Raw genomic sequence first — 12,839 nt, 5'->3', positions numbered from 1 at the left:
TTTTACTTATTCCGCCGGTACACCGGTACTGGCGGATTGACAATACTCGACAAAGTCATCACTAAATGGAATTGATTGGGTTTTAGGGCTGCAACTGGCAAGGCTTTCCGGCAGTATAGGGATTTGGAAAGTGCCAGCTGAGGCGGAATCAGATTTCTCACACAAAATACCGATATGTACTTTTACCACTGCCAGTGGATGCCGGTGGTCGATGTTGGGTTTTGCTGTGTTTTGCGGGCTTGCTTTGTCCAGGGATTGGCGTTAGCACTCATTGGTGTATTGGTGACACCCGCGCAATCTCGCTGGGCCGATAAGTGAAAAATAAAGATACAGGTGATGTAGTGTCCGCGAAATTTAAGAGCCTGTCGCTCCTGGTGCTGCTCGGTACTCTGCTGGGGGGGTGTGTAACCTCTGGGATGCCCGAGCGCAAGGAAGTTGACCTGGATAAGGCATTGGAGACCCATGTTCAGTTGGGGCTTCGCTATTTGCGGGACCCCAACAGCAGGGAGCAGTCCCGCCGTCATTTTAATCGTGCTTTGGAATTGGGCAAAAAGAACCCACTGGCACATCACGGTCTGGCACTGCTTTATCAAGCGGATGGTGAGCTGAATATTGCGGAATCTCACTTCAAGAAAGCCTTGCGCTATAGCGACGGGTTTTCCATGGCTCACACTAATTACGGTGTTTTTCTCTATAAACAAGAGCGCTACAAAGAGGCCTTCAAGCAGTTCGAACTCGCCTCTACAGACCTCACCTATAATCGTCGATCTTTTGCCTTGGTTAACTACGGTCGTACGGCCGCGCGTCTGGGTCTCACCGACAAGGCGGAAGGGGCCTATGCCAGGGCGTTAGCGCTGAACTCCGATTTGCCGCTGGCGTTGATCGAAATGGCTGAGCTGAAATTTAACGCCGGTGATTACGCAAAATCCAAGGCATACCTGGATCAATTTAGTGAAAAGAATCGCCAGACACCCCAGTCACTGTGGCTTGGGATTCGTATCGAGAAGGTGTTTGGTAATCGTGACAAGGAGCGGAGTTACGCCCTTGCTTTGAAGAATTTGTACCCGTACTCTGCGGAGACACTGAAATATCAGGAGTTGAGTGGTAATGACGGATAGTAGTCCCGAACACTGCGAAGGTGGTGAGGTCGTATCCAATACGCAAACTTCTAAGGGTTCCGCTGGCAATCTTTTGCTGGAGGCTCGGGAAGCGGCCGGGCTGTCCCGAGAGGAGTTATCGCAGCGCCTGTGTATTATTGATAACACAGTTGAGTGGATTGAAAGCGATAATTACGAAAAGCAGCCAGAAGCTGTCTACACGCGAGGCTATATCCGCAATATTTGTCGCGAGTTGAATATTCCTGCTGAGCCGGCTTTGGAAGCCTATGATAGGGATCGGCCGCAGCCAGCACAGCGCAGTGAATCCCGGCGAACCACTAAAGCCGAGGCATTTCGCCCTGAGCGCAAGCGCGGACATGGTGCCCTGGCCCTGATTCCCCTGTTGCTCGCAGGTGGTGTCTTCTGGTGGAAGTACGGTACTCCAGTCAATATTCCCGGTATGCCCATGGGTGAGGATACTGCGGACCTGATTGCCGAAGCCCCCGTTGCCAGTGAAGTTGTAACTGATCCGGTTGCTGAAGTAGAGCGGCAGGAAGTCGCAGTTGAAGAGTTGAGCTCAGAGCCATTTGCACCAGCATCAAATGGAGTTGCTGATGTTCAGCTTGAGGTTGGCAGTGCTAAAACGGTGGAGAATAAACCCGCTGCTTCTGTGGAAAAAGTGGTTGAGCCTGTTCCCGCCCAAGTAGCCCAGTTGGACCAGGCCCTGAAAGGCGCTTTGCGGCTTCGCTTTGATGAAGATGCCTGGGTTGAGGTGAAAGACGCACAAGGTGTGATTTTACTGGCCGGGGTCCAAGCTGCTGGCAGTGCCAAATCTTTAGATGGAGATGCTCCATTTGAGCTGATGTTGGGAAATGCCCGTGCAACCCATGTGGTTTACCGCGATGAAACTATCGACAGCCAGCCTATTGGCGACCGCCGCACTCGCCGTCTGATTGTCGGCGATTAAGATGATCTTCCCCGTTTGGGCGCGAACCCTGTAGGTTTGCGCCCAATCTCTCTATAATCTCCCCTCGATTTTTATCAGTAATACCACCAGGTCAGCCTATGCAATTTGAATCTCCCATTGTCCGCCGCAAGTCGCGCCAGATCATGGTGGGTGATGTACCGGTCGGAGGGGATGCCCCGATCTCGGTGCAAAGTATGACCAACACCGAAACCTGCGATGTAGCAGCTACTGTTGGCCAGATCCAGCGCCTGGAACAGGCTGGAGCCGATATAGTGCGGGTTTCTGTGCCCAGCATGGATGCCGCAGAGGCGTTTGGAGAAATTAAAAAACAGGTGAATGTCCCGTTGGTCGCAGACATTCACTTCGATTACCGTATCGCCCTGCGGGTCGCAGACCTGGGGGTGGATTGCCTGCGTATTAACCCCGGCAATATTGGCCGAGAGAAGCGTATTCGGGCCGTAGTGGATAAAGCTCGCGATCTGAATATCCCGATTCGTATTGGTGTCAATGCGGGCTCCCTGGAAAAAGACCTGCAGAAAAAGTATGGCGAGCCCACGCCGGATGCTCTGGTAGAGTCGGCGCTGCGCCATGTATCGATCCTCGACAGCCTGGACTTCCAGGACTTCAAAGTCAGTGTAAAAGCATCCGATATCTTTATGGCCACGGCTGCCTATCGCAAGCTGGCCCAGCAGATTGAGCAACCGCTGCACTTGGGTATTACCGAAGCTGGCGGCTTGCGTGCCGGCACAGTGAAGTCGGCGATTGGTCTCGGTGCCCTCCTGCTCGACGGTATCGGTGACACCCTGCGGGTTTCCCTGGCTGCAGACCCGGTGGAAGAGGTCAAAGTGGGCTGGGATCTACTCAAAAGCCTGCGTCTGCGCAGTAAAGGTATTAACTTTATTGCCTGCCCCAGTTGCTCGCGCCAGAACTTCGATGTGGTGAAAACCATGAATGAGCTGGAGACGCGCCTGGAAGATGTGACCACACCGCTGGATGTGGCAGTAATTGGCTGTATCGTCAACGGCCCCGGCGAAGCGAAAGAAGCCGATGTAGGCCTGACTGGTGGTACCCCGAGCCATGCCATCTATGTGGATGGGCAGCCAGACCGCAAGTTTAAGAATGAAAATCTGGTGGATGATTTAGAGCGTTTGATTCGCGAGAAGGCGGCCGCCAAGGCCGAGCGCGAAGCGGATATCATCGCCAAGGCGTAGAGGGCAACAGCTCCCTGCGCAAGACCCAATTAATTGAGTGAAAAATTAAGGAACAGCGTTGAAACAGCTTCGCGCAATTCGCGGCATGAACGATCTGCTACCGGAACAGTCCCCGGTATGGCAGTACGTGGAAGCCACACTGAGTGAACTTACTAGTCGCTACGGCTACACCGAAATTCGCACTCCCTACCTGGAGTCGACCCAGTTATTTTGCCGTGCGGTGGGCGAGGCTACCGATATTGTCGAGAAGGAAATGTACACCTTTGATGACAAGAGCGGTGACAGCGTTACCCTGCGCCCTGAGGGCACAGCGGGCACTGTGCGTGCAGCAATCCAGAGCAACCTGCTGAACCAGCCACAGCGCCTGTGGTATTTCGGCCCTATGTTCCGCTATGAGCGCCCACAGAAGGGGCGCCTGCGTCAGTTCCACCAGTTTGGTGTCGAGGTGTTTGGCATTCAAGGGCCGGATATCGATGCAGAAATCCTGATCATGACTGCGCGACTGTGGCGTCAGCTGGGTATCAGCGAGCATGTGACCCTGCAGCTCAATTCCCTGGGTAACGCTGAGAGCCGCGCTGCTTATCGGGATGCGCTGGTCACTTATTTAAGTGAGCGTCGTGACCAGCTGGATGAGGACAGCCAGCGCCGTCTGGAGCGCAATCCGCTGCGAATTCTCGACAGTAAAAATGCGCAAACTCAGGAACTGCTGGCGGATGCGCCCTGTCTACTGGACTTCCTCGATGAGGAATCCGCCGCCCACTTTAGTCAGCTAAAGGCACTTTTGGACGGGGCTGGCGTTAAGTATGAGATCAATCCCAAGTTGGTGCGCGGTCTCGACTACTACGGAAAAACTGTATTTGAGTGGGTGACCGACAGCCTCGGTGCCCAGGGCACTGTGTGTGCCGGTGGCCGCTATGACGGCCTGGTAGAACAGATGGGTGGCAAAGCCACTCCGGGAGTGGGTTTTGGCCTGGGTGTTGAGCGCCTTGTATTGATGCTGGAAACCCTAGAAGTGTTGCCTGAGTCCCTTTCGCAACAGGTAGATGCCTACCTGGTTGCCGTTGGTGATGTACAATCAGCTGCCATGACAGCCGCCGAGCAATTGCGCGACGAGCTGCCCTGGTTGCGACTGCAGTTGCACTGTGGTGGAGGAAGCTTTAAAAGCCAGATGAAGAAAGCTGATAAGAGCGGCGCCGATTATGCGCTGATTATCGGCGAAGATGAGGCTGCAAGTGGTCAGATAACTGTGAAGTACCTTCGCGCTGACCAACCGCAGCAAACGCTGGCACCGAAAGAGCTGGCAGCACTGCTGCAAGGCTGAAAGAAACACTGAGGGAGGCGGAGGCCCCCGCCGGGAAAGTTAGTAATCTACAGGAAAGGCAAATTACCCAATGGCTGAGCATCTTACCGAACAAGAACAAATAGAAACGCTGAAGCGCTGGTGGGCGGAAAATGGCAAGGGAATTGTGACTGGCATTGTGCTGGCCCTGGCCGGTTACTTCGGTTATCAGTGGTGGCAGGGAGATCAGCGCACCAAGGCTGAAGCGGCCTCTGACTTGTACCAGACTTTCGTTGAAGCGGTCTCCGCCAACAACAATCAACCGGACAACAAGCAGCTTACCACTGCCAAGAATGTGGCCGAGCAGCTGAAAGATGATTTTGCCAAGCGTATCTACGCCAGCCAGGCTGCACTGCGTCTCGCAGCTATTTCAGCGGAGAGCAATGACCTGGAAGCTGCCGAGCAGCAGCTGCAGTGGGTACTCGACAACACCAGTGAAGCAAGCCTGGAGTTGCTCGCTAAACGCCGCCTGGCCGCTGTTTTGGCGGCCCGTGGTGAGTCCGATGAAGGCCTGAAATTGCTCGAGGGCACTATACCCCCGGCATTCGCGGCCCTTTATTCTGAGACTCGTGGTGATATCCTGAAGCAAAAGGGTGACATCGCCGGTGCGCGTGCCGCGTACGAGCAAGCACTGACAGAGCTTCTGCCAGAGCAAGCGGGCAACACCCAACTTCTGCGCCTGAAGGCTGAAAGCCTGGCGGTAACCGAGAGCAGTGACGCTCAGAACCAAACCGAGCCTGTATCTGAGGGAGACGAGTAATGGGATTTCTGAATCGCGCTGCGGGTCGCACTGCAGCGGTGGCGCTAGCGGTGGCCCTGGCTGCCTGTGCCTCTAATGACGAGAAGGAAGATGTCGACCCCGTCGAACTGGTGGATATTAACTCCACTGTTGCCCTGCAAGAGGTGTGGTCTGCCGATATTGGCGGTATTGACCAAAAGCGTTACGCGATGCTGCAGCCGAGCCTTATCGATGGTCGCCTGATAGCTGCCAGCAGCGATGGTGAAATCAGTGCTTTTGATCGCAGCTCCGGGCGCAAGCTCTGGGAGACAGATCTGGATGTAGATCTGAGCGGTGGTGTGGGTACTGGCCTGGGCATGGCGGTAGTCTCCGACTACCGCGGCCGCGCTGTGGCTCTGGATCTCGAAAACGGCGCTGAGCTATGGAATTACCAGGTCTCCGGCGAAGTAGTTGCCGCTCCAGCGATCGGTGCTGGCGTGGTTGTCCTGCAGACCGTAGATGGCAAGCTGGTTGGCCTCGACGCTACCAGCGGTGAAGAGTTGTGGAGCCACAATACCAATTTGCCAGTACTGACCCTGCGCGGTACTGCAGCACCTGTTATTAGCGGTGGTATGGTGATTGCCGGCCTGGATAACGGCAAACTGCTGGCCCTGGACGCCCGCGATGGCATTCAGCGCTGGGAACAGCGAGTCGCTATTCCCCAGGGCTCTGCGGAGCTGGAGCGGGTAGTTGATATCGACGGTGCTCCAGTAGTGCGCGGTGATTTGGTGTTTGCCGCCAGCTACCAGGGCCGTGTTGTCGCCCTGTCCAAAGATAATGGCCGCGGCCTCTGGGCTCGCGATGCCTCTACCCACCACGAAGTGGCAGTAGGTGGTGGCCATGTCTACCTCAGTGATGCCTCCGGTAGCGTCTATGCCTACAATGTGGGCAGCGGCCAGATCGAGTGGAGTAATAACGAACTATTGCGCCGCGAATTGAGCGGACCGGCTTTCTTCCAGGACGTGGTCGTTGTGGGAGATCTGGAAGGCTACCTGCATGTGCTGGACCCCAATTCCGGACAATTTATTGGCCGCGAGCAGGTGGACGGTGATGCGATTCGCATCCCCATTCTGGTTGATGGCGATCTGATATTTGTGCTGTCGGATGACGGCAAGTTATCAGCTCTACGCCTCGCTGATTCCTGATAATCGCAGCCAACTGACGAGAGGCGGACAGGCTGTCCGCCTTAGGGCTTAGAGCCCGCAAATGGAGCCTGCTGCGCAGGCAAGTTGAAATCGCCCGCCTCGCGCGGGCTTTTGTATTTTTTTATACGGCTAAAACCAGAATTTGTATGCTGCCAGTAATTGCCCTGGTCGGGCGCCCCAATGTGGGCAAATCCACACTTTTTAACCGGTTGACCAAGTCTCGCGACGCTTTGGTGGCCAACTACGCCGGGCTTACCCGCGATCGCAAGTACGGTGAGGCGGAGATCGACGGGCGCAAGCTGTTACTGGTCGATACCGGTGGTATTTCCGGTGGCGAAGAAGGCATCGATGCGGCTATGGCCGAACAATCTATGCAGGCCATTGAAGAAGCAGACTTCGTACTCTTTTTGGTGGACAGCCGCGCCGGCCTGACCCCAGCCGACGAGATGATTGCCGAGCGCTTGCGCACCCGCTCCAAGCCCACTTTCCTGGTGGCCAACAAAGTTGATGGGGTAAACCCGGATATTGCCCTGGCACCTTTCTATGAATTGGGTATTGGTGAGCTTTTCCCGACGACTGCTACCCACGGACGCGGTGTTCGCTCCCTGATGCAGCGGGTAATCGAGGACCTGCCCGAGCAGGAGATTGAAGAGGAAGCCGAGGAAGCGACCGGAATCAAGATTGCCATTGTGGGCCGCCCCAATGTAGGTAAATCTACCCTGGTTAACCGCCTCTTGGGTGAGGACCGGGTTGTTGTCTACGATCAGCCCGGCACAACCCGCGATAGCGTCTATATCAATTATGAACGCGACGAAAAGCCTTACACCCTGATCGATACTGCGGGCATTCGCCGCCGGAAAAATATCAAGGAATCGGTGGAGAAGTTCTCTATCGTCAAAACCTTGCAGGCGGTGGAAGATGCCAACGTGGTGGTGCTGGTGATCGATGCCCGCGAAGGCCTGGTGGACCAGGATATGCACCTGATGGGCAGCGTAGTACAGGCGGGACGCGCGCTGGTAGTTGCCCTGAACAAGTGGGATGGGCTGGAAGCGGATCATCGCGACTATGTGAAAGCCGAGTTGGAGCGTCGCCTGCGCTTTGTGGACTTTGCTGATGTGCACTTTATTTCTGCACTACATGGCACCGGTGTTGGGCATCTGTACGAGTCCATTGAGGGTGCTTACCAGAGCGCTACAGACAAACTGTCCACTAATCACCTCACTCGTATTCTGGAGTGGGCGGTAAGTGAGCACCAACCACCTTTGGTGCACGGACATCGTATCAAATTGCGCTACGCTCACGCCGGTGGACAAAATCCGCCGGTTATTGTGATCCACGGTAACCAGACTGAGCAGGTACCGGCACATTATGTGCGCTACCTGGAGAAGACTTTCCGCAAGGCTCTGGATTTGCACGGTACTCCGGTAAAAATTGAGTTCCGCACCAGCGCTAACCCCTACGCGGACAAAAAGAACAAGCTGAGTGACCGCCAGAAGGCCAAGAAACGCCGCCTGATGAAGTTTGTTAAAAAGAAGAAAAAATAAGAGGCGGTAACTTAGGTTACCTGTAAGCCGGCAAGGGATACTGCCGGTTTGCGCACCACTCCAGCTTCTACAGCCTTAACCCACAGTGGAATGGCATTGTGGGATTTCTATCGTACCAGTGATCCCGTTTTTGACGGGGCCAGGGAAGAAACCACAAGGAGAATACGATGTTGAAGCTGAAGAATCCTGCATTGCTGCGCAACCAGTCCTATATCAATGGCCAGTGGATTGACGCTGATTCTGGCGATACCTTCGATGTGTTGGACCCGGCAACTGGCAAGGCGGTTGCCAGTATCGCCAACTTGGGGGCAGATGAGACTCGCCGTGCTATAGAAGCTGCTGATAAAGCCTGGCCTGCCTGGCGCGATACTCCGGTAAAAGAAAGAGCGAAAATACTCAGGCGCTGGTATGAGCTGATAATTGCTAACGCCGATGATCTAGCCATTATTTTGACCGCAGAGCAAGGCAAGCCACTGACAGAGTCCCGTACCGAAATTGTGTATGGTGCTAATTATGTCGAATGGTTTTCGGAAGAAGCCAAGCGCGTCTACGGGGATGTTATTAGCCCGCCTTCCAGTGATAAACGGCTCTTGGTTATCAAGCAGTCGATTGGTGTGACCTGTTCTGTAACGCCATGGAATTTCCCCAGCGCTATGATCGCACGCAAAATGGCTCCCGCTATTGCCGCAGGCTGTCCATTTATTGCCAAGCCCGCCTCCGAAACACCTCTATCCGCACTGGCTCTCGCAGTTCTCGCTGAGGAAGCGGGAATTCCCCCAGGTGTTTTTAATATTGTTGCAGGGGATAAGGCACCGGAGATTGGCGCAGAAATGACGGCCAATCCCTTAGTGCGGAAATTTACTTTTACCGGTTCTACTGCTGTCGGAAAATTGCTGCAAGCCCAGTGTGCAGCAACCATGAAAAAAACCTCTATGGAATTGGGCGGTAATGCCCCATTTATTGTTTTTGATGATGCTGACATTGGCGAAGCTGTAAAGGGCGCAATTGTTTGTAAATATCGCAATGCCGGTCAAACCTGTGTATGCGCCAATCGCATTTTCGTGCAGGAAGGTGTTTACGATGAATTTGCACAGAAATTTTCCGCTGCGGTAAACCAGCTTTCCATGGGCAGTGGTTTTGATAGCGGTGTCGACATGGGCCCTATGATTACCACCAAAGCAGTGAAGAAAACGGAATCTCTGGTGGAAGATGCGCTGCAAAAAGGCGCGCAACCCCTGGTTGCTGGTGGTCCCAGTACTATGGGGGAATGCTTTTATTCTCCTGTAGTATTGGGTGGGGCCACCGATCAAATGCACTTGTTCAAAGAAGAGATCTTCGGTCCGGTAGCTCCGCTATATAAATTCTCCTCTGAAGAAGAAGTCATTAAAATGGCCAACGATACGGAATTTGGTCTGGCTTCTTATTTTTACTCCAGGGATATCGGTCGTATTTGGCGTGTTGCAGAAGGACTTGAATACGGTATGGTCGGTATCAATGAGGGTATTATTTCCAACGAAATGGCACCCTTTGGCGGTGTAAAAGAATCCGGGCAGGGGCGCGAGGGCTCAAAATACGGTATTGAGGATTACCTGGAAATAAAATATCTGTGTGTCGGCGGTATTGATAAGTAGTTTATAAAAGTGTTTGGATTTTAAATGGTTGTAGAGCCTATTGCGCGGGTGCATTCCTGCTTTGGAGAAAAGTTTGGAGTGCCCCGCCAGCCACTATTGGCGGATGCCAGTCGCGCCAGTATTGCGTTGCTACCCCCCCTGGATACGCCAGATGCAGTTGCGGGTCTGGAGCAAAATAGCCATATCTGGGTAGTGTTCCAATTTCACCAAGCCGCTGGGCAGTGGTCAGCTAAAGTGCGCCCGCCCCGTTTGGGCGGCAATAAGAAACTGGGTGTACTAGCCACTCGCTCGCCTTTTCGTCCCAATAATATCGGGCTGTCAGTAGTTCGTCTTCTGGAGGTACGCACCTCTCCTAAAGTGGAGTTGATAGTTGCCGGGGCAGATTTGGTCGATGGTACGCCGGTATTGGATATTAAACCCTATGTTCCCTATGCGGATGCGTTAACGCATGCGCAAAGTGAATTTGCTGACGCAGCTCCAGTGCAAATTCCCGTTACTATCCCCGAGTCAGTTCTGAATAAAGCCAAAGCCTACCGCGATGACTGGGGTACAGATCTTCCCCGTTTAATTGAACAGGTGTTATCCCAGGATCCAAGACCGGCATACCAAAAGACCGATCCACAGCGCACTTATGGCATGCAATTGTGTGAATTCAATTTGCGTTGGCGTTATACCGATGCCGGAATAGAAGTGGTGGCACTAGAATAACCCTCGACTAGCTAGTTTCAGTATTCTGCAGTAAGTCAGGATGTGTCTCCTCCATAACTGTCTAGGGTTCGGAACGGATATGTCATTCATTTTCATGGGAAATACAATTCCCCAAGATACGGCATTCGCCTAAAAATAACGCCTAGCTATCTAAGGGCACAGCTATGCCAGTACGTGAAACCTTTAATTATCAAGGCTTAGATGCTATTCGCGTCGGCCGAGTCAATATGGGTGTTAATACAACCTTTGTTGTTTATCGCCTCAATGGAACCGTAATTGATACGGGTCCCAGCAATCAGTGGAAGTATGTCAAGCCGTTTATACAAAGCGCACCGCTAAAGCAGTTATTGCTGACTCATCACCATGAAGACCATAGTGGCAATGCCGGCGCTATCCAGAAACTTACCGGTGTGCAGGCGGTGGCTCCGGATCTGACTATTGGTATATTAAAAAAAGGCTTCCGAATTCCCCCGATGCAGAAGTTTTTCTGGGGAACTGCGGGAAAAGCGGAGGTAGCACCTCTCCCAGCGGAGGTCTACGTTGGTGAAGAAGAAGTATTACCAGTATTTAGTCCCGGGCATGCAAAGGATATGACCTGCTATTTGTTACCTGAGCGTGGCTGGCTGTTTAGTGCTGATTTATTTATTGCCAACTACTTAAAGTTCCTGCGTATTGATGAAGATGTCCCTACATTAATGAAAAGTATAAAGGGAGTCCTGGATCATTCATTTGACGTTATCCTTTGCCCTCATAGAGGTGTGGTAGAGGATGGTTGGCAGCAGTTGAATAAAAAATATGAGTACCTGCTTAATCTATCTGGAGAGGCGCAGGAGTTGACGGAGCAGGGACTGCCCTTAGAAGAGACTACTTTGCGTTTATTAGGCAAAGAAGGGTTGTTCAGCGCTTTGACTGGTTATAACTTCTGCAAGAGAAATTTGATTGCTTCATGCTTACAGGTTAACTTGGATGAGATGCCTAGATTCTAGGTTTTCATTACTTTCTAGGCAGTAGCCAATTTCGATGCAAAGTTATTTGTTAAGATGATCATTGCTTCTGGATTAAGAGTTGCAGAAGAAGGGTATTTTGTGATCAGGGAATCGCTAAGGGTATTTATTTTTGGATTGCTTGCCTGGCCATTACTAAGCAATATATTGAGTTTTTAAAACCTTTCCTGATTGCACTAAATTATGATGAATTTTCTGGGGGGCTTGCGCCTAGTTTGGTAGATATTATCTATCCCTATTTTACATTGGTATCTATTGCTTTTGCCTATGCTTTCTTTATATTGACTCGGATGATAACGGGGCGGCTAAAGCGTTGGTTGTGTGTTAGTCTGGTGCTGGCTTATCTAGGTGTATCAATCTATCCAGTATTCGCTGAAGAATCTATTGTGTATTTAACTTTAAGTGGTACTCACTACTTGATTGAGTTAATTATGTTAATAATTGGTGCAACTATTATTTATAAAAGTATATCAGAATCCTCTGTGGCAGCAGGTGAGAGTGTTAGTGCTGCGAGGAAAGCCTGAATAGAGTCTATTTCTCTGCTTCAATAATAAATCGTTTGATTCTAACCCCAGCATCCTTTCGCATTTCCGGGTGGATTTTCTTATAGTATTTGTTCATTACCTGGTCGGCAAACTGCTCTCTTTCTGGGTGGCCTAGATGGCGGAACTGGGGAACCCATGATAGAAAGAAGGTAGTGAGATTTTCCCAGGTTTGAAAATTTTCCACATGATAGATTTCATCGAATCTTGGTAAGTAGAAGCCTGCTTCTTCGGCATAGTTCCGCATTTCCTCTAGCGTATAGTGATTATAAGGATCGTGAAAACTTTCAAAATAGGGTTTCCATGTAGCTGTTTCTTGTTCCTCGTATACAGTCTCCCAGAAATTTTCATGATCAACCTGAAAACCACAAACTACTTTACCGTTATCTTTTAAATATTTGTAAAAACTATTCCAGACTTGAGCTTGGTCCGCTACCCAGTGTAAACAACTAAAAGAAAAAATAATGTCGAATTTGTAGTCGAACTGGATTTCGTCTGCGCTCATTTGCTCGAAGGATAGGTTGGGTATATTGGCGTAATTTTTATTGGCATAACAAATCATATCCTCGGTTAGATCAATACCGATAATCCTGCCATTCGTCATACGCTCAGCTAAATAGCGGGTCACCTTGCCATCGCCACAACCCACATCAAGAATAGTGGCTGCCTGGCGATAATCGCAGCGATGTATGGCTTCCATCGCGTGGCGCCACTGCATGTCAGAGGCGTTTACGTACTCTTGAGCCTGCCACTTATCATGCCTGATAGGTTCATTCATTGGTGTGACGCCCTGAGTCTCATTGTGGATGGTGAATCAGTTTAGCCCGGATACACTTATGATTTGTGTAGCAATTTCAGCCATCGACAAATATG

12 protein-coding genes are annotated in these 12,839 nt (G+C 51.7%); 11 read left to right on the top strand and 1 reads right to left on the bottom strand.

Translation table 11 applies throughout. The features are described from left to right. The first annotated feature begins 341 nt into the window (after positions 1-341). The 11 genes from pilW to ACJJI3_RS12000 all read left to right on the top strand — a co-directional run bounded on the left by pilW (position 342) and on the right by ACJJI3_RS12000 (position 11,948). Positions 342-1,118 carry a type IV pilus biogenesis/stability protein PilW gene (pilW, locus tag ACJJI3_RS12050; RefSeq protein WP_444939862.1) on the top strand — a complete coding sequence of 259 codons (777 nt, stop codon included), beginning with the start codon at positions 342-344 and terminating at the stop codon, positions 1,116-1,118. Continuing rightward, positions 1,108-2,064, top strand: coding sequence for a RodZ domain-containing protein (locus tag ACJJI3_RS12045; RefSeq protein WP_444939861.1), 957 nt, complete (start codon positions 1,108-1,110; stop codon positions 2,062-2,064). The genes pilW and ACJJI3_RS12045 overlap by 11 nt, the downstream gene beginning before the upstream one ends. A 98-nt stretch (positions 2,065-2,162) precedes the next feature. Further along, entirely contained in the window at positions 2,163-3,275 is a 1,113-nt protein-coding gene (ispG, locus tag ACJJI3_RS12040) for a flavodoxin-dependent (E)-4-hydroxy-3-methylbut-2-enyl-diphosphate synthase (protein ID WP_282934070.1), read from the top strand. Positions 3,276-3,333: 58 nt separating this feature from the next. After that, complete coding sequence (hisS, locus tag ACJJI3_RS12035; protein WP_282934069.1) at positions 3,334-4,596, top strand: histidine--tRNA ligase; 1,263 nt, start codon at positions 3,334-3,336, stop codon at positions 4,594-4,596. A 70-nt stretch (positions 4,597-4,666) separates the two neighbouring features. Beyond that, positions 4,667-5,374, top strand: coding sequence for a YfgM family protein (locus tag ACJJI3_RS12030; RefSeq protein ID WP_282934068.1), 708 nt, complete (start codon positions 4,667-4,669; stop codon positions 5,372-5,374). After that, positions 5,374-6,537 carry an outer membrane protein assembly factor BamB gene (gene bamB / locus ACJJI3_RS12025; RefSeq protein ID WP_282934067.1) on the top strand — a complete coding sequence of 388 codons (1,164 nt, stop codon included), beginning with the start codon at positions 5,374-5,376 and terminating at the stop codon, positions 6,535-6,537. Before ACJJI3_RS12030 ends, bamB begins: the two co-directional genes overlap by 1 nt. Before the next feature lie 146 nt (positions 6,538-6,683). Beyond that, entirely contained in the window at positions 6,684-8,081 is a 1,398-nt protein-coding gene (gene der / locus ACJJI3_RS12020; RefSeq protein ID WP_413664566.1) for a ribosome biogenesis GTPase Der, read from the top strand. 167 nt (positions 8,082-8,248) lie between these two features. Continuing rightward, entirely contained in the window at positions 8,249-9,712 is a 1,464-nt protein-coding gene (locus tag ACJJI3_RS12015; protein ID WP_444935050.1) for an NAD-dependent succinate-semialdehyde dehydrogenase, read from the top strand. Positions 9,713-9,736: 24 nt separating this feature from the next. After that, positions 9,737-10,420 (top strand): tRNA (N6-threonylcarbamoyladenosine(37)-N6)-methyltransferase TrmO, encoded by a 684-nt coding sequence (gene tsaA, locus ACJJI3_RS12010; RefSeq protein ID WP_413664568.1) that lies wholly within the window; start codon positions 9,737-9,739, stop codon positions 10,418-10,420. A 164-nt stretch (positions 10,421-10,584) separates the two neighbouring features. After that, positions 10,585-11,406 (top strand): MBL fold metallo-hydrolase, encoded by an 822-nt coding sequence (locus tag ACJJI3_RS12005; RefSeq protein WP_444939860.1) that lies wholly within the window; start codon positions 10,585-10,587, stop codon positions 11,404-11,406. Positions 11,407-11,639: 233 nt separating this feature from the next. Then, positions 11,640-11,948, top strand: a complete 309-nt coding sequence (locus tag ACJJI3_RS12000; protein ID WP_444939859.1) for a hypothetical protein — start codon at positions 11,640-11,642, stop codon at positions 11,946-11,948. Positions 11,949-11,955: 7 nt separating this feature from the next. Here the strand turns inward: ACJJI3_RS12000 and ACJJI3_RS11995 are convergent, their stop codons facing one another. Beyond that, positions 11,956-12,744, bottom strand: a complete 789-nt coding sequence (locus tag ACJJI3_RS11995; RefSeq protein ID WP_444939858.1) for a class I SAM-dependent methyltransferase — start codon at positions 12,742-12,744, stop codon at positions 11,956-11,958. Between the last annotated feature and the right edge of the window lie 95 nt (positions 12,745-12,839).

This window comes from Microbulbifer maximicatervae (SeqCode) (genome assembly GCF_052466985.1).
This window is presented reverse-complemented; position numbering and strand designations above follow the sequence as displayed.